Genomic DNA, 21,155 nt, shown 5'->3' on the forward strand with positions numbered 1-21,155 from the left:
AATGCTGGAAAATGTAAGCAGCCGATGGAAACAAAGAATAGGAAATAAACAATAGGATCTGAAACAGATATAAATTTATTTATTTTAATGAATTGCACCAGATTTAAATAAGTTTAATTGTTATTTTTCCAATAAAAGTGTTATTTAATTCATTTATTTTCCTTTATTTTAGAAATTAATATTACTTAATTACTTTTAGATATGATTTTTCATTAATTTATGCAATTACAATAACAAAGAAAGCTGCGGATAAGTGAGGAAATACACAAGCAGCAAAAAAGGTGAAAGTAGTGAATACGAAAATAAAAGTCCTCTTCATAGCCCTCATATTCATGGCCTCAGTAGTTTTAAGCGGTTGTGTGGATAATTCAGCAGAAGGAGAGGACGGAAAGAGCAGCTATAATATAGATTCGGATATAGATTCAGAAACAGATTCTAATGCAGATCTCGATACGGATATTGATGAAGATTCTGATATAGAAACGATAACCATTACTGACGACATGGGTAGAGAAATCACGGTTCCCTTCCCCTGTGAAAGAACGGTTTTCCTGGTCGAAAACGCCATGAACTCAATGTATGCTGCCGGAGGAGCCGATAACATTGTGGGAATTGGGGCTGTATGGCAGGAAGAGGAGAAAGCTCCTTTCTTCAGGGCAATTGACCCTAACTATGACAAAAAAAGGCTTTCGGAAGGAAATACCCAGCCTACCGACGAAATCATGGCAAGCGTGAACCCTGAGCTCATATTCCTCTGGACAGCAGACTGGGATGAAAGTGCCATAAGAGCAAAAGAAGAAATTCTCGGAGTACCGGTCTACGGGGTATCGATAGACAGCCTGGACGACCTGCAAAGACAGCTAGATACCTTCAGCAAGCTCACAGGCAAAGAGGAGCAAGGAGTAGAAGTCCTCAGGGTCATGAACGAAAGCATGGAAAAGGTAACTTATGTGACATGTCAGCTTGCTCCCGAAGAGAAGCCAACGGTGTACTGGATGTGGGGAGACATCTACGGCACTGCCAGCCCGGAAAGTACCGCAAATGAACTCATGGAGAAGGCAGGCGGGGCAAACGTCCTGAATAACCAGAAAGAAAGCACGGAGAATATAGAACATCCTGTCCTGAACCTCGAGACCCTCCTGGAATTGAATCCGGAGGTCATATACATGTGGTACAATGAAAACCTCAATCCGGAAGATATTATCGAAGGCAGGACCATTGATGGCGTGAACTTTGCGGACTGGCAGGAAATAGAAGCGGTCAAAAGCGGAAGAGTGTATGAAATCTCCGACCCCTTTGTCTACGACTTCCATTCCCCGAGGCTGCCCCTTGCAATGATGCACGTCGCAAAGGACCTTCACCCGGACAGGTTCGCAGACCTCAACCTCACGGAAGAAACGGACAGGTTCTATGTTGACGTATATGGCATCCACTATCCGGGACTCGAACCTGCGTCAGAGACATGATCGACCATGACGCTCTCGGAAACTGAAAAAGACCATGGGTACCCGGCCTGGGGGCCGGAAATCCCCTCCTTTTTAGAATGGAGAAATCTGGCACTTTTAATATTTTTACTCCTCCCGGTACCTGTGTTCTTCTTCTCGATGTTCCTCGGGAACTATCCTTTAAGCCCCACGGAAATAATCAGAGTGATTCTGGCCCATTTTACAGCATATGAATACAGCTATCCGTCGGTTTATGATACGGTAGTCTTCAATATCCGGTTCCCGAGAGTTCTCCTTGCCATGATGGTAGGGGCAGCTCTTTCAACAGCCGGAGCCACATTCCAGGGTATTTTTAGAAACCCCCTGGTAAGTCCTTACATCCTGGGGCTCTCTTCGGGAGCAGCTTTCGGGGCAGCACTTTCAATAGCCATTATCCCGAAAATCCCCGTCCAGGTAGGGGCTTTTATCTTCAGCCTGGTCGCACTCGGATTTTCTTACATAACGGCTCGGACCGGAGGACAGACTTCAACTGTAGCCCTTGTGCTTGCAGGAGTAATTACGTCATCCATTTTCGGAGCGCTGCTAGCCATAATTCAGTTTACGGTCGATGAAAAAGCCCTGCAGAGCATCGTCTACTGGAATATGGGCTGCCTGAACACCGCCTGCTGGTCCAAGTTTTTTGACTCATTCCCGCTTGTTGCAGCCGGCTGCCTGGTCATCTTTCTTTTGCGCTGGAAACTGAATGTTCTGGCCCTCGGGGAAGAAGAGGCAAAAGCCGTGGGAATGAACGTCGAACGGTACAAAGCGGTATTTATAATAGCTTCATCCCTTGCCGCATCGGCAGCTGTAGCTGTTGCAGGCATAATCGGGCTTGCAGGCCTGATCGTCCCCCACATGCTGAGAATGATTTTCGGACCGGACCATAAGAAACTCATACCCCTGTCAATAACCTTCGGAGCCACTTTCCTGGTGCTGGTAGACGACGTGGCAAGATCTGCATTCAGCTTTGAAATTCCGGTAGGAATCATTACCACACTCGTCGGAGCACCCTTTTTCCTCTATCTTCTGAGAAGCACGAAAGCAGGAGGCTGGGAATGACTGAAGATATTTTCCGGGAAAAAGAAGGCATCTCCATACGGGACATAAGCTTAAGCTATGAAAAGGATCTTGTATTGAACAGGATCAACTTTTCAATAAAAAAGGGATCGGTAGTTACCCTTGTAGGCCCTAACGGCTGCGGAAAGACAACCCTCCTCAAGATCATAAACGGCTTTCTCAGGCAGAATGAAGGGACCGTGTACATCGACGGCCGGAATCTGGAAGGGGTTGCAAACCAGGAGCTTGCAAAAATTTTAGGCCACGTATCCCAGCTGCACAAATCTTCTTTTCCCTTCTCAGTGCTGGACGTTGTGCTCACAGGCCGTATGCCCCATATTCCCATGTTTTCAACCCCCGGAAAAAAAGATATTGAAAAAGCCTACGAGGTCCTGGAATTCATGGGGATAGCACATTTTGCACAGAAATCCTACACCCAGCTCAGCGGGGGAGAAAGGCAGCTGGTTATGATTGCAAAAGCCCTTGCACAGGAGCCGGACTTTCTTCTGCTTGACGAGCCGACCTCTTTCCTTGACCTGAAAAACCAGATACATGTCCTGAAAACCATCATCAACCTTTCCAGGACCAGACACATTACCGTGCTTATGACCCTGCATGAACCCAACCACGCCCTTTTGTTTTCGGACGAAATCATTTTGCTGAGAAAACTGGAGGACACGGGAAAAGGGAAATTTTCCGGTTCAGGCAGGTCTGCTTTCAATGCTTCATCCGAAAAAGAGGGAGAAACTACCTTTTCGGTAGAGAATATAGTAGTCTCGGGAGCGCCTGAAGCGGTAATGACTCCTGAAAAAATAGAGGAAGCATACGGAATACACGTAGATGTTCTGGAACATAAAGGGAAAAAGATGATTATCCCTGCTATTTGAAAATTGTGTCAAAAATTATCTAGCCCTTGCTGCTAATTAAAATTGAGGATGAGAGGGCTGTAAAACCGCTCATCCGTTCCCCTGGCAAGAATAATACTGAGAGCCGAAAACCAGGAAGATAAAAAACTCAGACCAGGCTGATCAGGTCTTCCAGTGCAGCCTTCGGGTCTTTTGCTTTCACAATCCCGGATGCCAGGAGCACACCTACGGAACCAAGGTCAAGGGCTGCTTTGAGGTCCTCTCCTTTTGAGATTCCAGCGCCGCAGAGTACTTTTACCCCGGGCTTAAGGGCAGCCACAGCTTCAACAGAGCCGCTCACAACTTCAGGGTCGGCTTTTGAAACGGGAATCCCGGTCCCGATTAGTTCGGGGGGCTCGATTGCAACGTAATCCGGTTCGAGGACTGCGGCTGCGGCTGTGGTAGGGACGTTATTGGTGCAGATGACGGTCCGGAGCCCGGCCTCTTTTGCTGCCCTCAGGGAGGCTTCGATTTCCGCAAGGGTAAGGCGGCGCTCGGAGTGGTTGATAAGAGTGCCGACAGCTCCTGCTTCTTTTATGCAGTTCCCGAAAACATGCCCCGTAAAGCTCCCTGCCCCGATTCCGTCCAGATGCTGGGAAAAGACCGGAAGCTCAACTTCCGAGGCTACCCTGTATATATCCGGAAGCTGGGGAGCTACTGCTATTTCAATGCCTGATTCTTCGGACACGGCCCTGCAGGCTTTTGCAATTTCAACTGCACCCTGGCCTGTACCCTGAAGGTAGGTTTTGTAATTCAGTAAGATGAATGGAGAACCCAAGGAATATCCCCTCCTTAAAAATGAACAGAAAATGAAAAAGAAAAAGCGTGGAAACCCACGCTGTTTTTTTGTTTATGTACTCTGTAATGTTTCCATCCTGGAAAATCCGAACTCAGAAGTCCGTCATAACCCTGAACTGGTCGATTTCCGGCTTGTTAAGGGCGTTGATAAACTGTTCGGCTGCTTCCCTTATATCCCTTGCACCTGCAATGGCTCTTCCAACCACCAGGATATCAGCTCCCTGGTTCAGGGCTACCGGTACCTTGTCAAGGCGGACTCCACCTGCAACCGCAACCAGAGCCTTGGGAGCGACCTTCTTAATATCGGCAATGTTGCCCCAGGCGTGTTCGGTACCTTCGATGTCGATTCCGCGGTGAAGTTCGATTACATCAGGCATGACTTCAAGCTGCTTCAAGACGGATATCGGGTCAGGCTGGTTAAGGGTGTCCATGACCGCGTAGATGCCGGTCTTGTGGGCTTCCTCGATCAGTTTATTGATGGTGTTGATCGGGGCAAGGGCAGAAACAACAATGGCGTCCCCTGCAGCATCCGCAACCATCCTGGCTTCGAGGTTCCCGGTATCCAGGGTCTTTAAGTCAGCGACGATAAAGGCATCGGGCCTGACATCCCTGATCTTCGAGATGACGTCCACGCCGTAGCGTTTGATAAGGGGTGTGCCTGCTTCGATGATGACATGGTCGCTCTTCGGGATCTGGGAAATTGCAGCCAGCACGAATTCGAGGTTCGGGTTGTCAAAGGCAACCTGCAGGTACGGCGGGTTCCAGAGCCTGGTTACCTTGAAGCCCATGATGGCGTGGGTGGACTTGTTAGCTTCCTCAAGAACGGTGTCGATGTCTGGGAAGCCGGTCATTGCACGCTGGATTGCAAGCTTGGTGGCTCCGTAGTTGTACCTGTAGATCTTGTTGTAGTCCGTAGCATCCGGGTGGATGAATACGCTTGCCACGACTACAATGTCTTCAGTCTGGTCCTTCGGAATTATGCCCTCCTCCACGGAGTCGGCAACTGCCTTTGCAACCGCTGCCTGGGCAGGCCCGAAAATCTTTGCCGCTTCATCCATATTCTTCACAGTGACCTTCGGAATGATCAGGGTCGAAGGTTTGGGAGGCAGGTTGGGGCGGATAACGGACAGAAGCGGGGTGTGCCCGGCAGAAAGCTGGGTCAGGCCTGTAGCAAATGCCTGCCCTACAGGACCTGTCTTGTCTCCTATCATCAAGTCAACGTGGGCAAGTTCAGAACCCTGCCCTATAAGTGCTTCTCCTATCTGAAACATATTTGACCTCGTAAATGCGATAACCGTAATAGATGGGGTTTTATCGATGAATATTTTTTAATAATGTTGTACTTCGATAATGAATTTACCGCTGAATTAAGGAATTGGCATCAGCCTTTTGCCTGCTTGAATGCTAGCCTTTATATAAATAATCTCGTATCGCCTCTAATATTTTTTTCAGACACCTCACAGGCCCTCAGGAATCCGATTCCATGTAATCTTTTACCCCGAAATTTCCGGAAACTTTTATACTGCAGGATAATTTTCCATCTGTTGCAGGAGAATTTACCCGATATTACCGGAGGATCTTCGGGCAGATATCATTCAGGGTGCAGATTTCACACCTGGGAGAAATGGGCCGGCAGATATTTTGCCCTAACTTTACGAGCAAGAGATTTATATGTTTCCAGTACCGCCGCGGAAAGACCTTTTTTAGCTCAATTTCGGTCTCCTCCGGGCTTTTTGTCCGGACCAGCCCCATCCTGTTAGAAAGCCGGTAGACATGGGTATCAACTGCCAGAGCGTCCTGGAAAAATGCATGAGCAAGCACACAGTTTGCTGTCTTTCTACCCACCCCAGGAAACTTCAAAAGAGATTCCATATCATCCGGAACCCGGCCTTCATACTCCTCAAGCAAGATCCGGGAAATCACCTTTATCCGACCGGCTTTGACCCTGTAAAAACCCACATCCCTGATCAGAGTCTCAATCTCCTCCACATCAGCCTCTGCCATCTCTTCAGGTGTTGAAAATGTTTCAAAAAGCTTAACAGCTGTCGGATAAGTAACCTCGTCCCGGGTCCGATGAGACATAACAGTTGAGATCAGTACGAAAAAAGGGTCTCTCGAACCGTTTGTATACCCTTCAGGGTAGAGTTCGAAAAGCCGCTTCATGAGTTCATCGATGTCCATGCCCCGAACTTAGCACCCTATTCGTAATAAACCCTCAGGGTCCGGCAAGAACTGAGACAAAAAATAAAGGTGAAAAAAATATAATAAAACGAAGGCAAAACGGCGAAGAGCCAGAAAAGATATAATAAAACAAATGTAAAACGATGATAAGAGCAAAGATAAAAAGATAATAAAAAGGAAAAGCCAAGATCCGGATTCGAACCGGAATGGAATCGCTCTGCAGGCGATTGCGTAGCCGCTCCGCCATCTTGGCACTTTGTGGAATTGCTTAAAGTACGTCATTATATATAAATATTCAGATTATAAATTTTCACATTAATCCGAAGAGAGAATAGAAGCCAAGGTCCGGATTCGAACCGGAATGGAATCGCTCTGCAGGCGATTGCGTAGCCGCTCCGCCACCTTGGCATATCGGTAATGCAGACTGCTTTAAGCACTCAATCATATATAAGTTTTTAGCTTGGGCAACCTGTTTTTTTCAAGGAAATTAACGATGTCGAGACAGATAAAAATTAAAAAGAAAAATCCCCTGAAAAGGAGATCGGCTTTCCTCAAATAAAAAACTGGGAAAAGGCTAACGCCCCCATCAGAATAACCATCAGGATGAACAGGATGGTGGGCAAGATAACTGCTATTATAGACCTTCCCATACCGACATCATGGACGTACATACCTCCTACGATATACAGGTATATCCCGTAAAGCCCCACGAGCCAGCCGATGAAAGGAATCCAGGACAGGAGCAATACGGCAGTTGCGTAAGATATGAACCGAACAGTACCCTCATAAGTTCCGCTTCCCCCTAACAACCTGTAAATGACGTAAAGAATCACCCCTTCAATAAAGATGGAAATGATCCCAAAGATAGGGGTCATGATCAAGGACCCGAACACAACGAAGAAGCCAAACTCCCTTCCACTGTAAATTCCGCCGTACATTCCACGGTTGAACAGTGCTGTCATAAGTCCGAATACTACAAAGTTTATTGCCGCAAAGATAAGAGGGTCAGCGTATCCTCCGGTCTTCGGCATTTTCCGATAAAATTCCGAAGGACTCTGCATGACACTTTTCCATGTATCGATATAATCCATAGGACAACCCCATATAGAGATAAGCAGGATTATTATATAAGAGAATTTATAAAAAGAAGGTGGAAAGTTAGAGATTAACATCCAGCACATCCATTGAAAAACGCCTTGAATAAAGAATTTTAAGCCCAGGATAAAAAAGAATTTTCCAATTAAACAGGATGAGATTCAGTTCGAAATTCTTCATTTATTTATCTTTGGGGCATAGCCGCCCGCCTCGGCGGGCGGGAGTGCACCCCTTGCGGGACGGGGACGGACCTCCGGTAAATTTTCCAAGCGGCACGATTAAACCTGGGTCCGGAAAGAATCGAAGTGATTATCAAAAAAGCAGAGCAGTCTAGCTGCCTTCTATTAGCTTCACTGTCAAGCCGGACTAAAAAGTGAAAAAAAAGAGCAAACTAAGAAAACAAAGAAGCTTTGACGTAAAGTGTTAAGCTAAGAAAAACAAACTGAGAAAAAACAAAGACAGTAAAAACTCTTAAAAACAAAATTTGTTAGAAAAAGGGAGTAGATTAAGGTGAATATGGCAGCGTGCCAGAGTTCCCGAAGGCTCGCGCACTTCAGTACAGTGTGGAACGCAGGCAGGCTTATCTTCTCCGAGTTGCGACACGGAAGTACGCCGTCCGTTTCACTCGCTACGCTCGATCAAGCGGACAAAAAAATGAGAATCGGATAATGATAAAGAAAAGAAATATAAAAAAACAAAGACAGTAAAAACTCTTAAAAACAAAATTTGTTAGGAAAAGGGAGTAGATTAAGGTGAATATGGCAGCGTGCCAGAGTTCCCGAAGGCTCGCGCACTTCAGTACAGTGTGGAACGCAGGCAGGCTTATCTTCTGTGTTCGGAAAGGGTACAGGAGTTGCCCTGCCGCTATGGCCGCCATACTCAACCTGTGAAATGGATTAGAAAATGTGAATAAGAGTCATGTATAACAGTGCTGCATACTGGATTTCGCCTGGATCTGGAAAATGGTAAACCGGAACGGATGGTTAGTGAACGCGGACTGAACACCTCGTTGCCTTGGTGCTTACATCCCGTTTCTATCAAACCGGTCTTGTACCGGGAACCTTAACGAAGTCTCTTATTTAGGCGGGATTTCGAGCTTAGATGCATTCAGCTCTTATTCCGTAGCGCGTAGCTGCCCGGCGCATGCCCTGTCGGACAACCGGTACACCAGTGGCGCCGCTGCTCTGTTCCTCTCGTACTAAAAGCAGCTTACCCTCAGACTTCAGACACCTCTAGTAGATAGTAACCGACCTGTCTCACGACGGTCTAAACCCAGCTCACGATCTCCTTTAATAGGCGAACAACCTCACCCTTGGCTGCTGCTGCACAGCCAGGATGGAAAGAACCGACATCGAGGTAGCAAGCTGCCGGGTCGATATGTACTCTTGCCGGCAACGACACAATTATCCCCAGGGTAACTTTTCTGTCATTTTTGGCCCGCACCAAGCAGGCTCAAAAGTTCGCTAGAACCGACTTTCGTCTCGTCAACCACTGCTATGCTGATTAACGTCAGGCTGACTTATGCTCTTGCACTCTTCAGCGAGTTTCCGACCCGCTTGAGTCAACCATTGCGCGCCCTTGATATCTTTTCAAGGGCGTCCCGCCCCAGGCAAACTGCCCACCTATCGGGGTCCTCCTCGCGGAGTTAGGGTCATAGTCTCAGAAGGGTAGTGTCCCAATGGCGACTCCACGGATGCTGGCGCACCCGCTTCGATGTCTCCTACCTACACTGTACATCCAAAACCACAACACAACGACAGGCTGCAGTAAAGCTCCATGGGGTCTTCACTTCCCCCTAGAGGTCTCTAGACTTTGCACTAGAATGTAAGCTTCACCGGACTCCAGTTAGGGACAGTAGGGCTCTCATTGATCCATTCATGCAAGTCGCCAATTAAGCGACAAGGTACTACGCTACCTTAAGAGGGTCATAGTTACCCCCGCTGTTTACAGGCCCTTCTTCCCGTTGAACCGGGGTTTCAGGTACCTGCACTGAGCAGGATTCAGAGATCGTACTAGCCCTTACGGGTTTGCGATCTCCTATGTTGGTATTAGACAGTTAGAGCCCCCTGGTCACTGCGACCTGCTGTCTACACAGCAGGCACTCCTTCTCCCGAAGTTACGGAGCTAATTTGCCGAATTCCCTTAACTGAATTGATCCGACACGCCTTAGCCTTTTCAGCTAGGGGCACCTGTGTCAGTTCTCGGTACGGACATTTAACTGCCCTTTTCACGGGTTCCGGGGTGAAGCTGACTTACGCCATGACAGATTCGCCCGCTTCTCGCCATTACGGCTCTCCACGGGGTTCGCTGCTTAGACGGCGCGACGACGCCGCTCAACCTGCCCCAAAACGTCAGGCTTTAGTGTTAAATGGTACAGGAATATTAACCTGTTTCCCTTTCGGCGTACTCGAATTACGGTACGTCTTAGGACCGACTAACCCTCGGCTGACGAACATTGCCGAGGAAACCTGGCCCCTTCGGCGGCAAGGATTCTCACCTTGCTATGCTGCTACTATTACCAGGATTTTCGTTTGTGAACGGTCCACTGGACTTCACAGCCCAGCTTCCGCCCGAACACAACGCCTTCCTACGAGATTACCTTGCGGTACTCCGTGGTATCGGTGGTCGACTTGAGCCCCGTCAATTTTCGGGGCCCCAAACCTCGACTGGTGAGCTGTTACGCACTCTTTAAAGGGTAGCTGCTTCTGAGCTAACCTTCCAGCTGTCTGGGGCTTAGGACGCCCTTTAGCGTTAACACTTAGTCGACACTTCGGGACCTTAACCACGGGCTGGGTTGTCTCCCTTACGGACTACAAGCTTACCCCAGCAGTCCGGACTCCGATCGTCTACGATGACGGTGGGTTTGGAGTTTGACAAGCGGTTGAGGGATTTCTCCCCCGGGACCACCAATCAGTGCTCTACTCCACCGACGATCTCAGATCAGGTCATGCTACGACATGTTTCGGAAGGAACCAGCTGATGCCGGGCTAGATTAGCATTTCACTCCGAGACGCAGGTCACACGAATGATTTGCAGATCAATACCGCTTGCGGTCCTCCACGTAGCTTTCGCCACGCTTCAACCTGCCCACGCCTAGATCGCCCGGCTTCGGGTCGTAACCCGGTGACTCCACGCACTTGTATACGCCGTGCCTCACTCAGAAGAGTTGCGCACATGTTGCTTTCGCTTCGGCTGCCCAGATAAAAAGGTTAGCCATTGCCACCGAGATACACTCCCTGGCCCGTTCTTCAAAACGTAAGATACGACACCGGCAGTGATACTCGTACTGCAGCCTCGCGGCTGTTTCCTTCGTATCAGAGATCCTTGCGTGCCGTATCGTACTATCGCCACCAGGTTTCAGGCACTTTGCACCTCCCTTCTCGGGGTACTTTTCAGCTTTCGGTCACCCTACTATTTCGCTATCGGTCTCAAGGAGTATTTAGTTTTGGAGGTTGGTGCCCCCCAAATTCCCGCACGATATCCAACGCACGGTACTCAGGGACAGGTCCAAGTTCAGTGAGGGTACGTCTACGTGACTATCACACTCTATGGTCTGCCGTTTCAGACAAGTTTGACTTAATCACTGAACCGTGAGAACCGCCCTATAACACCACATGTCCCCGAAGGGATTCGGTTTGAACTGTGCCGGTTTCACTCGCCGTTACTTACGGCATCTCAATTGATTTCTTTTCCCGCCCCTACTAAGATGTTTCAATTCGGGGCGTTCCCGATCATGACTGATCACTAAGGAGAGGTCTCATTCGGAAATCCCGGGTTCATAGGCTCCATGCGCCTAGCCCAGGCTTATCGCAGCTTGGCACGTCCTTCATCAGCTCTTGAGCCGAGCCATCCACCTGGCGGCATAACTCCAGTTATACCTAACCAGATCCAGTAAGCGTCCAGTATACAGCACCTATACATGACTTCACACGCCGGCTTCCAGCTACGGAAGCAGACAATCCATCCTTCCCCGGCGATATCATTCGACGGGTGCATTAAAAATGGACTTGCTGGGATTCGAACCCAGGGCCTCTGCCTTGCAAAGGCAGCGATCTTCCACTGATCTACAAGCCCGAGAGAGACGGGAGATCCATAAAAATGGATCCCCTGAGGATCTGTCGGTTTTTCGGCCTCTGGCCGGTGGCAGTTTCTTTAGCTTAGGAGGTGATCCAGCCGCAGATTCCCCTACGGCTACCTTGTTACGACTTAACCCCCCTTGCGAAATTCAGGTTCGAACACGGCACGATGTCCGTGCCCTCACCCATACCTCACTCGGGTGGTTTGACGGGCGGTGTGTGCAAGGAGCAGGGACGTATTCACCGCGCTATATTGAAACGCGATTACTACGGATTCCAGCTTCACGAGGGCGAGTTACAGCCCTCGATCCGAACTAGGGACGGGTTTGTGAGATTGCCAACCCCTTTCGGGGAAGGGACCCATTGTCCCGACCATTGTAGCCCGCGTGTAGCCCGGGAGATTCGGGGCATACTGACCTACCGTAGCCCGCACCTTCCTCTGATTTGACATCAGCGGTCCCCACAGTGTACCCATCGTTCCGGAGAACATGCTGGTAACAGTGGGCACGGGTCTCGCTCGTTGCCTGACTTAACAGGATGCTTCACAGTACGAACTGGCGACGGCCATGCACCTCCTCTCAGCGATTCAGGCAAAGTCTTTAGCTTGGCCCACATATTGCTGTCGCCCCCGGTGAGTTTTCCGGCGTTGAGTCCAATTAAACCGCAGGCTCCACCCGTTGTTGTGCTCCCCCGCCAATTCCTTTAAGTTTCAGCCTTGCGGCCGTACTTCCCAGGTGGCTCGCTTCACGGCTTCCCTACGGCACCATACACGGTCGCACCATGCATGACACCTAGCGAGCATCGTTTACGGCTGGGACTACCCGGGTATCTAATCCGGTTCGTGCCCCCAGCTTTCGTCCCTCACCGTCGAACCCGTTCTGGTAAGACGCCTTCGCCACAGGTGGTCCCACAGGGATTACAAGATTTCACTCCTACCCCTGTAGTACCTCTTACCTCTCCCGGTTCCAAGTCTAGCAGTATCCCCCGATAGCCTATCAGTTGAGCTGACAGATTTCCCGGAAGACTGACCAAACCGGCTACGGACCCTTTAGACCCAATAATAACGATCACCACTCGGGCCGCCGGTGTTACCGCGGCGGCTGGCACCGGTCTTGCCCGGCCCTTGCTAACACGTGCATTTTACGCACGTGGACAGCCAGCAAATGTTGCTGGCACTCGGTGTCCCCTTATCACGGTTTCCCGCATTGTAAAGTTTTCGCGCCTGCTGCGCCCCGTAGGGCCTGGATTCATGTCTCAGAATCCATCTCCGGGCTCTTGCTCTCACAACCCGTACCCGTCGTCGGCTAGCAGGTACATTACACCCGCTACTACCTGATAGGCCGCAGACCCATCCTCAGGCGGAGGACCTTTGACGCAAAAAGCATTCCAGCAGATTTGCGTTATCCGGAATTATCCCCAGTTTCCCGGGGTTATGCCAGACCTGAGGGCAGGTTATCCACGTGTTACTGAGCAGTACGCCATGTTCACGAAGAACATTTGACTCGCATGGCTAAGGCAAACACCGATAGCAGTAACCTCTGGCAGGATCAACCAGAATTAATGTATCGCACACTTGTTCTAAAGAAATTGGTCGTAGAAACTGCACAAACAGCCAATTCAGCTATTTCCAGATTCTCGATAGTTTGTAAAAACCACCGACCAGAATTAACCGAACCGACAAATCCTCGTCAGACAGGAAAAAACTCCTGTCTCCATTAAATGATAACAGAAATGTAATGAGCTTCACCCACACAACAGAGCCGTGTGAGGGAATTGATACAAGGCATTTCTGGTATATAAACTTTCCCTTTGAAGGGAAAAGCACATAAGATTGAATATTATTTTGAAGAGTTGAGAAAGAACCCAGCAAAACTGGCACTTTCTAAGTTACTCAATTGATCGTTTTTTTAGTATCGTTTTTAACAATTATCGTTTTTCGACAAGGCACCTTCAATACCGTTTTTCAACTTCCGTTTTTTTGGCACCTTAATAATCGTTTTTCCAATACCGTTTTTCGCTCCCTGTGAACGCATTGCGCCCTGAGAGCAACCCTAGAATAGCACACTTAGTATATATAAGTTTCGATTAAAATATAGAAAAAGTCAACATGAAAGAAATTTTCCGAGATAAACGTGGTATTTATATACCAGAAACGTACATCCATGTAATTGATTATCATGGACGTAAAAACTGAAAGAAGGGATCGATTTTTACATCGAACCCATGCAGAATAAAAAGATAAGCGTTTTTGACACTACACTGCGTGACGGAGAACAGACCCCGGGAGTTTCCCTTACTTCTTCTCAGAAGCTGGAAATTGCCCATCAACTGGATAAACTCGGGGTTGACATGATAGAAGCGGGATTCCCGATCTCCTCGGAAGGAGATAAAGAATCCGTAAAATCGATTTCTAATGCCGGACTTGATTCGGTAGTCTGCGGACTTGCCCGTGTGCTGACAAAAGATATCGATGCCTGTTTTGAAAGCGACGTTGGCCTTGTGCACACTTTCGTCCCGACATCGGATGTACAGCGAGTATACACCATAAAAAAGAGCCGGGAAGAAGTCGTTGAACTGGCCGTGAAAGCCGTCGAGTACATCAAGGACCACGGACTGAAATGCATGTTTTCTGCCATGGATGCCACGAGAACCGAACCTGCTTATATGCTGGAGGTTTTCAAGGCGGTACAGGACGCAGGTTGCGACATCATCAACGTACCCGATACTGTCGGAGTGATGTCCCCATCCGCGATGTGCAGGATGATAAAAGACGTAGCAAAGGAAATCAGAATCCCCATCGACGTGCACTGCCATAACGACTTCGGGCTTGCGGTAGCAAACAGCCTGATGGCGGTAGAAGCAGGGGCATCCCAGGTGCAGGTCACAATAAACGGAATCGGGGAACGGGCAGGAAACGCCGACCTTTCCCAGACCGTGATGGGGCTGACGGCTATCTACGGCGCAAAGACGAATATCAGGACCGAATACCTCGTTGAAACTTCAAAAATGATTGAGAACTACACCGGGGTCAGGCTCCCGCCAAATACACCTGTCGTCGGGCAAAACGCCTTTTCCCATGAATCTGGGATTCACAGCCACGGCGTCCTCGAAAAGTCCGATACCTTTGAACCGGGCATCATGACCCCGGAGATGGTAGGGCACAGGCGGCGTATTGTTCTCGGAAAGCATACAGGCACCCACGCAGTCAAGACGTCCCTCGAGTCTGCCGGCATAAAAGCCAATGAAAAACAGCTTGAGGAGATTGTGTGCAAGATCAAGGAAATTGCAAATAAGGGCAAGCAGATCACTGATGCCGACCTTTTTGCAGTTACTTCTGCCGTGCTTGGAAAAGCAAGCTCCGAAGAAGAACTGATCAAGCTCAAAGAAGTTTCCGTGATGACAGGGAACATCCTGACACCCACTGCCGTGGTCAAGGCAAGCATCGGCGGCAAAGAAGTCATTGCCGCAAACACAGGGCTTGGCCCGGTGGATGCCGCTCTTAAAGCTGTCAGGGATATCCTGGGAGAACGCAACCGCTTCAAACTCCAAGAATTCAGGATCGATGCCATCTCAGGAGGAGCCGATGCTCTTGCTGACGTGTATATCGGCCTTGAAAACGAAAAAGGCAGGATTGTAACTGCCAGGGCCGCAAACCCTGATATAGTCATGGCATCTGTAGAAGCCCTCGTGAATGCCATGAACCTGCTGTATAAGGATAAAACCTGAAAAAATAAAAAAATGAGCTGATAAGTCAGCTGAAAAACAGCAGCTTAGGGTAAAATACCGGATAAGGCCGGGATTCCCGTGAGGTTTATAGGATCTGCATTCCACAATTGCTTACTTTACATTTGAGACCATAAAGAGTCAAATGTATAAAAAGTAAAATAAAATGAAATGGAATACAGGACCCATGCCTTATCCAATTATTGATTCTCACTGTCACCTTGATTTTCCTAAATTTAACCGCGACCGGCACGAGGCTATCGAAAGAGCCCGGGAAGCCGGAGTCGTGGGAATGGTCAACTCCGGGATTTCCCTGAAAGGCAACCGCATGAGCCTCGAACTTGCGGAAAAGTACGAGGACATCCACGCAGCCCTCGGTTTAAGCCCCGACATCGGAAGGGAAGGACGCGAAGAAGAGATCAATGCTATCCTGGCACAGATCGAAGCAAACGTCGAAAAGGCAGTAGCAATCGGGGAAGCCGGCCTGGATTACCAGGACTGCAAAACGGATGCCGAAAAAGAATACCAAGCTGCCTCTTTTGAGAAAGTTATCGAGCTTGCAAAAAACTTCGAAAAACCCCTTGTTGTGCACGCCCGGGAAGCCGAAGCCGAAGCCCTTGAAATGGTCCGGGACGTGGACACCGTGGTCTACCATTGCTACAGCGGCCCTCTCGAGACCATGAAAGAAATCGTGGACGCGGGATACTACATTTCCCTGGCAACCCTTGTCTGTTTTTCCGAACATCACCAGGCTCTGGCAGCCGAAGTACCCCTGGAAAACCTGCTTCTGGAAACCGACAGTCCCTTCCTGTCCCCCCGTAAGGGGAGAAACGAGCCCGCATTTATCGTGGACTCGCTTCCCGTAATCGCAAAAATCAGGGAAATAGAACCGGCGGAAGTTGCAAAAGCGGCCACTGAAAACGCACGCAGGGTATTTAAGATCTAAGATTTTTTTTATAGTTAAAAAGAGGAAAAGGAGGAAAACCATGGAAGTCCAGTATATCTGCCCCACAGCTTACGATTCCAGCATCTACCTCGTTAACAGAAAGGTCCTGATAGATACGGGCATGAGCAGCGAGCTCGTCATCAAGGAACTGGAAAGATACATAAAGATCGCCGACCTGGAACTCATTATCCTGACCCACTGTCACTACGACCACGCTGCCGCAGCTGCAACCATTGCGGAAAAGAGCGGAGCTGAAGTCGGCATCCACAAAGCCGACCTTGAAGGCATAAATGACGATTACCTGAGCGTGTCCGTCCTTTTCGGAGAACGGGCTCCCACGGTTAAACCCACCGTCACCTATGAGGAAGGGGACAAGATCCCCATCGGGAATGGTGAATACCTGGAAGTGATCCATACCCCGGGGCATTCAAGGGGGAGCATCTGCCTCTACGAAACCGTCTCAAAGAGCCTCTTTTCAGGAGATACCGTTTTTCCTGGCGGTGGGTTCGGGAGGACGGACTTTGAAGGCTGTGAGCCTGAAAAGATGGCGGGCTCCATAGAAAAACTCACAAAGCTTGACGTGAAAAACCTGTATTCTGGCCATGGGGAACCCACTAACAGGGACGGGAACAAGCAGATCATGACTTCGTACCGGATGTTGAAGATGATGCAGGGCGGCTTTTAAAGAAGTGATTTTAAAAGCCGGAAACACCTGAAAACAGAGTAATACAGATCATGAAAAATCCAGGGAAAAAATTTTACAGGAACCCGGAACCTTCCGCCGCAAAAAAAGCAGAATATGAAAGAAAAAAGAAGGGAAAAACCGGGACAAAAACCAGAGAAAAAACCGGGACGAAAGCGGCAAAAGTTGCCAAATCTCCTATGCCCAACATACACAATGTACCCGTTTCAAAATTCCTCCCCATGAGCCTGGAAGAGGCAAAAGTGCGGGGCTGGGAAGAACTTGACATAATCCTTGTCACCGGGGATGCCTACGTGGACCACTCCAGTTTCGGGACCGCAATTGTGGGCAGGGTGCTTGAAGACGCGGGATTCAGGGTAGGGATTATTGCCCAGCCCCGCTGGGACAGCCCCGAGGATTTCAAAAAACTGGGGAAGCCCAGGCTCTTTTTTTCCGTAAGCGCAGGGAACACGGATTCCATGGTCAGCAACCTGACCGCAGGGCTGAAACCGCGGGCAAAGGACGCATACTCCCCCGGGGGCAAGCCAGGGCTTCGCCCTAACCGCGCCGTGATTATCTACTCGAACAGGATAAAGGAAGCCTGCCCTGACGTCCCTATCGTGCTAGGGGGAATTGAGGCATCCCTACGGCGCTTTGCCCACTACGATTATCTATCGGATAAGGTAAGGCAGTCAATTCTGGCAGATGCCCCCGCCGACCTGCTGGTCTACGGCATGGGGGAACTGCAGATCACCGAGATTGCGAAGAGGCTGCAGGCAGGGGAAAACGTCAGGGAGATCCGGGACATCCCCGGCACTGCCTGGAAAATGGAAGTTAAGGAATGGAAGGCAAAAAAAGCCGAAAATGACCCTTCCACTAAAGAATCCACTAAAGAATCCACTGAAGAATCCACTGAAGGATCCATTGAGGAACCCGCTGAAAAATTAACTGAAACGCACGTTGAAATCCCCTCATTTACCGCAGTTTCCCAGGACAAAGCCGCTTTTGCAAAAGCCTTCCGCATGTACTTCCTGGAGCAGAACCCGGTCACGGGAAAAGGCGTTATCCAGCCCCACCCCAAGACCGTGATCGTGCAGAACAGCCCCATGCGCCCCCTGAACGAAAAAGAACTGGACCACGTTTATGAATTGCCTTTCACAGGAGAAGCCCACCCCTCCTACAAAGAACACGTCCCTGCCCTTGAGATGGTCGAGTTTTCCCTGACAACACACAGGGGCTGCTTCGGCGGCTGCTCCTTCTGTTCCATCACCCAGCACCAGGGGCGCATGATAGCGAGCCGGAGCATCGAGTCAGTCCTCAGGGAGGCAAAAAAGCTTACGGAAAAGCCGGGCTTCAAGGGCATAATCAACGGGGTCGGCGGCCCCACTGCCAATATGTACGGCATGGACTGCAAAAGCTGGGAGAAAAAAGGCGCCTGCCTGGACAAAGCCTGCCTTCACCCCGGCATCTGCCCTGCCCTGGACACGAGCCATCAAAAACTGCTCGAACTCATGCGCCACCTGCGGGAACTTCCCGGGGTCAAAAAGGTCTTTACCGGCTACGGCGTTCGCTACGACCTTGCCCTTAAAGACGAGGAGTATCTGGAAGAACTCTGCGCCCACCACATCAGCGGGCAGCTAAGGGTCGCCCCCGAACATTTCTCAAAACGGGTCACGGATGCTATGTGCAAGCCTGACAGAGAAATCTACGAACGCTTTGCCGAAAAGTTCGAGACCCTCAACAAAAAATGCGGCAAGGAACAGTACATAGTTAACTATCTGATGTCCAGCCACCCGGGCTGCACCCTGGAAGACATGATCGAGATGGCCGAATACATGCGGGATCACGGCGGGTACACCGAACAGGTCCAGGACTTCACCCCCACCCCGATGACGGTATCCACCTGCATGTACTATACAGGGATCAACCCCTTCACCGGCAAAAAAGTCTACGTAGCGCGGGGCAAGAAAGAAAAAGCCATGCAAAGAGCCCTTATGCACTATAAGAATCCTGCAAACTACGACCTTGTATATGAGGCCCTGGAAAGAACGGGAAGGCTTGACCTTGTGGGAAATGCCTGGACCTGTTTGATAAGGAGAAGAAAAAGGTAAAAGGAGAAAAGGTTAGGGAAAGATGTAATTTTATAGCAACCTTTTCAGATCCTCTTTGTCCAGGCCGGTTTGATGAAGAATATCAAGAAGAGTACCTTTAGCAAGTCTTTTGTGCAAAGGCACCACTGTTCGATATACCTTTTCGGGAGTGATTTTTTGAAGTGAGACATGACTTCCTTTCTGTCTCACTATTACGAATCCTGCTTTTTGCAATGCAGTAACGAGTTTTTTTCCAGAAACGACCGGTAGTTTAGGCATGGGCAACTTCCACAAAAGTGATATAAGGCTTGGACACTTTTTGCGGAAGATCTTCAACTCCAAAACTCTCGATGTACAGCTCTATGGCTTCTTTGATATTTTTTTCTGCTTCTTCAAGGCTTTCTCCCTGAGAAGTAACATTAAGCTCGGGACATCTTGCGATAAAGAAGTCGTCTTCTTTTGTAATAGATACGAGGAATTGTCTCATAGCTGGCTCCAAACCCGAATAGTTCTTAAAGCTTAGTTGGCGACCATTCTATTTTATTTTAGCGTAGATACGTATCCCAAGGCACCGGAAAGCCAAAACCCGGATTTTTTCTGGATTTTACTTCATCTCCCCTGGCACTCGCGCATGAAAGCCCTCATTTGCCCACTCAATGCTCCGCAGTAGAGATGCCAGGGCTTTTCCTTGACCTCAATTACCAGATGTTCTTCCCCGTCCCAGGTGAAGTGGGCAACTATCTCATTTCCTTCCATCACCCCGGAATTTCCGGGCGAGACCTCCAGACCGTATCCCTCAAGTTTCTTCTTCATACACTTAAATACGTCCGGAGTCACATTTTTAAACCTGATCCCCCGGCACCCTTCCTCTTCCAATCTCCTTCCGGTCATGTCCGGTTTCCTTCCTGTTTCCTCTTATTTTCCAGTATTCCAATCGGCTATCATAGGTAGCTGTGAATTCAGGGACGCATTAAAAACAAAATGAAGTTAACTTTTCCACAAACTGTCCCGGTTTTTCTGCTGGCGTAGAACAAAGTATAGAATTTTATTAACACTTGGGACTATAAAAAAATGACCTCAACCTAACCCTAAGCAGAATACGATAAAAGCCGGTGAAAAGAAAAAAAGAAAGCAGAAAAAATAAGCAAATTATATAATTTCAGGGAAAGTGCCCCTCATCAATTATATATTTGCATTTTCCTGCCGGAACAAAAAAATCCTTCTGAGACATCATTTTTTTGGCTTTTTTTAATTATTTACTTTTTTTGCAATTTGCTGGCTTTTCTTTGCAGTTTGCAGGTACGAAACGGATATAGTCAAATGAATGAAAGAGTTCCTGACCCTTACGGTCATATCCCCACATCTCAAATTTAATGGTTTTATCACTCTCATAATCGGCAGGATTAATATCGTCAAAGATATCCTGAGTCCTGAATTTCATTGTGAGATCCGGGCAACCATCGGGACCGATGTAACTGCAATTTCCTCTGTACCAGACATAACTTACATGCCTTGTCACATCTTCAACGTTTAATTTTAAATACTCACGCGGGAAATCCCCGCAAAATTCATTATTCCAGCAGTCGGACTTTCCAACTTTAATTGCAACTTTAACTGTATAAGTATGGTCTTTTAAATACTCAGCTGTATATCCATCATACGAACATGCATATGCTACAGGAAGCACCCCGTTGTTGCATACATTAATGGAATTCGGCCATGAACCCGGTTTGACATCAACGTCACAGGCTGAAGCGCCTGGTATGACAAACAGTAAAGCTAGCAATAATGCTAAAGGTACAGCAAATTTTCTACCTTTCATATTTATACCCCCCTTTGGACATAGGAACCAGAATAAACATTTTTTACAGAATTCGTGGAAGAAATGTTCATCTGATTTGTTTTTTTATACCAGTCGTTTTATACACATAGTAAAATAATACCGGTATGTAAAAAAGAATATGAGAAACAGAATTAATAAAAAATACTACTAAACATTGGTATTTTTTTAAAGAAAAATATAAAATTCTTTGAATCTGTAGAGTTCAAAAAGCTGATTTTCTTTGGAACGAATTTTCGGGTAAGATTTCAGGGGTTACATGCCTGGCTATCCCACGCT

At 48.5% G+C, this 21,155-nt stretch carries 15 protein-coding genes, 3 tRNA genes and 3 rRNA genes; 7 read left to right on the forward strand and 14 right to left on the reverse strand.

Annotated features, from left to right (window positions below):
* Positions 1-290 precede the first annotated feature (290 nt).
* The 3 genes from ACSAZK_RS09750 to ACSAZK_RS09760 are packed head-to-tail and all read left to right on the forward strand — an operon-like array spanning position 291 to position 3,427.
* Positions 291-1,466: an ABC transporter substrate-binding protein gene (locus tag ACSAZK_RS09750; protein ID WP_440953970.1), complete on the forward strand. Its 1,176-nt coding sequence runs from the start codon at positions 291-293 to the stop codon at positions 1,464-1,466.
* A 6-nt stretch (positions 1,467-1,472) separates the two neighbouring features.
* Positions 1,473-2,543, forward strand: coding sequence for a FecCD family ABC transporter permease (locus ACSAZK_RS09755; RefSeq protein ID WP_440953971.1), 1,071 nt, complete (start codon positions 1,473-1,475; stop codon positions 2,541-2,543).
* Positions 2,540-3,427: an ABC transporter ATP-binding protein gene (locus ACSAZK_RS09760; protein WP_440953972.1), complete on the forward strand. Its 888-nt coding sequence runs from the start codon at positions 2,540-2,542 to the stop codon at positions 3,425-3,427. The genes ACSAZK_RS09755 and ACSAZK_RS09760 overlap by 4 nt, the downstream gene beginning before the upstream one ends.
* Before the next feature lie 127 nt (positions 3,428-3,554).
* On the opposite strand, the gene tpiA is transcribed toward ACSAZK_RS09760, so the two are convergent.
* The 10 genes from tpiA to ACSAZK_RS09810 form a co-directional block, all read right to left on the reverse strand.
* The gene (tpiA, locus tag ACSAZK_RS09765) at positions 3,555-4,223 is read right to left on the reverse strand and encodes a triose-phosphate isomerase (RefSeq protein ID WP_440953973.1); all 669 of its coding nucleotides are present in this window, start codon (positions 4,221-4,223) and stop codon (positions 3,555-3,557) included.
* 112 nt (positions 4,224-4,335) lie between these two features.
* On the reverse strand, positions 4,336-5,514 hold the full coding sequence (locus ACSAZK_RS09770) for a bifunctional 5,6,7,8-tetrahydromethanopterin hydro-lyase/3-hexulose-6-phosphate synthase (RefSeq protein WP_440953974.1): 1,179 nt from the start codon (positions 5,512-5,514) through the stop codon (positions 4,336-4,338).
* A gap of 295 nt (positions 5,515-5,809) precedes the next feature.
* Positions 5,810-6,424, reverse strand: coding sequence for an endonuclease III domain-containing protein (locus ACSAZK_RS09775; RefSeq protein ID WP_440953975.1), 615 nt, complete (start codon positions 6,422-6,424; stop codon positions 5,810-5,812).
* Between the two features lie 181 nt (positions 6,425-6,605).
* A tRNA-Cys gene (locus tag ACSAZK_RS09780) sits at positions 6,606-6,677 on the reverse strand.
* A gap of 83 nt (positions 6,678-6,760) precedes the next feature.
* A tRNA-Cys gene (locus tag ACSAZK_RS09785) sits at positions 6,761-6,832 on the reverse strand.
* A gap of 143 nt (positions 6,833-6,975) precedes the next feature.
* Entirely contained in the window at positions 6,976-7,515 is a 540-nt protein-coding gene (locus tag ACSAZK_RS09790) for a YIP1 family protein (protein WP_440953976.1), read from the reverse strand.
* A 760-nt stretch (positions 7,516-8,275) separates the two neighbouring features.
* A 5S ribosomal RNA gene (rrf, locus tag ACSAZK_RS09795) occupies positions 8,276-8,397 on the reverse strand.
* 86 nt (positions 8,398-8,483) lie between these two features.
* Positions 8,484-11,397 (reverse strand): 23S ribosomal RNA (locus tag ACSAZK_RS09800).
* Between the two features lie 124 nt (positions 11,398-11,521).
* Positions 11,522-11,593: transfer RNA gene (locus ACSAZK_RS09805), tRNA-Ala, on the reverse strand.
* Positions 11,594-11,678: 85 nt separating this feature from the next.
* Positions 11,679-13,153 (reverse strand): 16S ribosomal RNA (locus ACSAZK_RS09810).
* Together the 16S, 23S and 5S rRNA genes with 1 tRNA gene alongside form the textbook arrangement of a ribosomal RNA operon.
* Before the next feature lie 665 nt (positions 13,154-13,818).
* Here ACSAZK_RS09810 and ACSAZK_RS09815 point away from each other — a divergent pair.
* From ACSAZK_RS09815 to ACSAZK_RS09830, 4 genes are all read left to right on the forward strand, one after another.
* Positions 13,819-15,321 (forward strand): 2-isopropylmalate synthase, encoded by a 1,503-nt coding sequence (locus ACSAZK_RS09815; protein WP_440953977.1) that lies wholly within the window; start codon positions 13,819-13,821, stop codon positions 15,319-15,321.
* Positions 15,322-15,505: 184 nt separating this feature from the next.
* On the forward strand, positions 15,506-16,264 hold the full coding sequence (locus ACSAZK_RS09820) for a TatD family hydrolase (protein ID WP_440953978.1): 759 nt from the start codon (positions 15,506-15,508) through the stop codon (positions 16,262-16,264).
* A gap of 40 nt (positions 16,265-16,304) precedes the next feature.
* Positions 16,305-16,949, forward strand: a complete 645-nt coding sequence (locus ACSAZK_RS09825; RefSeq protein ID WP_440953979.1) for an MBL fold metallo-hydrolase — start codon at positions 16,305-16,307, stop codon at positions 16,947-16,949.
* 239 nt (positions 16,950-17,188) lie between these two features.
* The gene (locus ACSAZK_RS09830; protein WP_440956992.1) at positions 17,189-19,057 is read left to right on the forward strand and encodes a YgiQ family radical SAM protein; all 1,869 of its coding nucleotides are present in this window, start codon (positions 17,189-17,191) and stop codon (positions 19,055-19,057) included.
* A gap of 30 nt (positions 19,058-19,087) precedes the next feature.
* Here the strand turns inward: ACSAZK_RS09830 and ACSAZK_RS09835 are convergent, their stop codons facing one another.
* From ACSAZK_RS09835 to ACSAZK_RS09850, 4 genes are all read right to left on the reverse strand, one after another.
* Complete coding sequence (locus tag ACSAZK_RS09835) at positions 19,088-19,315, reverse strand: type II toxin-antitoxin system HicA family toxin (protein ID WP_440953980.1); 228 nt, start codon at positions 19,313-19,315, stop codon at positions 19,088-19,090.
* On the reverse strand, positions 19,308-19,523 hold the full coding sequence (locus ACSAZK_RS09840) for a type II toxin-antitoxin system HicB family antitoxin (RefSeq protein WP_440953981.1): 216 nt from the start codon (positions 19,521-19,523) through the stop codon (positions 19,308-19,310). Before ACSAZK_RS09840 ends, ACSAZK_RS09835 begins: the two co-directional genes overlap by 8 nt.
* Before the next feature lie 122 nt (positions 19,524-19,645).
* The gene (locus ACSAZK_RS09845) at positions 19,646-19,927 is read right to left on the reverse strand and encodes a hypothetical protein (RefSeq protein ID WP_440953982.1); all 282 of its coding nucleotides are present in this window, start codon (positions 19,925-19,927) and stop codon (positions 19,646-19,648) included.
* Between the two features lie 361 nt (positions 19,928-20,288).
* Positions 20,289-20,858: a hypothetical protein gene (locus tag ACSAZK_RS09850; RefSeq protein ID WP_440953983.1), complete on the reverse strand. Its 570-nt coding sequence runs from the start codon at positions 20,856-20,858 to the stop codon at positions 20,289-20,291.
* Positions 20,859-21,155 lie beyond the last annotated feature (297 nt).

This window comes from Methanosarcina sediminis (assembly GCF_052056915.1).
GTDB lineage: Archaea > Halobacteriota > Methanosarcinia > Methanosarcinales > Methanosarcinaceae > MTP4.

Coding starts and splice junctions, on each gene's coding strand:
- ACSAZK_RS09755 (WP_440953971.1), top strand. CDS start 1,473: ATGACGCTCTCGGAAACTGAAAAAGACCATGGGTACCCGGCCTGGGGG.
- ACSAZK_RS09760 (WP_440953972.1), top strand. CDS start 2,540: ATGACTGAAGATATTTTCCGGGAAAAAGAAGGCATCTCCATACGGGAC.
- ACSAZK_RS09770 (WP_440953974.1), bottom strand. CDS start 5,514: ATGTTTCAGATAGGAGAAGCACTTATAGGGCAGGGTTCTGAACTTGCC.
- ACSAZK_RS09775 (WP_440953975.1), bottom strand. CDS start 6,424: ATGGACATCGATGAACTCATGAAGCGGCTTTTCGAACTCTACCCTGAA.
- ACSAZK_RS09790 (WP_440953976.1), bottom strand. CDS start 7,515: ATGGATTATATCGATACATGGAAAAGTGTCATGCAGAGTCCTTCGGAA.
- ACSAZK_RS09815 (WP_440953977.1), top strand. CDS start 13,819: ATGCAGAATAAAAAGATAAGCGTTTTTGACACTACACTGCGTGACGGA.
- ACSAZK_RS09820 (WP_440953978.1), top strand. CDS start 15,506: ATGCCTTATCCAATTATTGATTCTCACTGTCACCTTGATTTTCCTAAA.
- ACSAZK_RS09825 (WP_440953979.1), top strand. CDS start 16,305: ATGGAAGTCCAGTATATCTGCCCCACAGCTTACGATTCCAGCATCTAC.
- ACSAZK_RS09830 (WP_440956992.1), top strand. CDS start 17,189: ATGAGCCTGGAAGAGGCAAAAGTGCGGGGCTGGGAAGAACTTGACATA.
- ACSAZK_RS09835 (WP_440953980.1), bottom strand. CDS start 19,315: ATGCCTAAACTACCGGTCGTTTCTGGAAAAAAACTCGTTACTGCATTG.
- ACSAZK_RS09840 (WP_440953981.1), bottom strand. CDS start 19,523: ATGAGACAATTCCTCGTATCTATTACAAAAGAAGACGACTTCTTTATC.
- ACSAZK_RS09845 (WP_440953982.1), bottom strand. CDS start 19,927: ATGACCGGAAGGAGATTGGAAGAGGAAGGGTGCCGGGGGATCAGGTTT.
- ACSAZK_RS09850 (WP_440953983.1), bottom strand. CDS start 20,858: ATGAAAGGTAGAAAATTTGCTGTACCTTTAGCATTATTGCTAGCTTTA.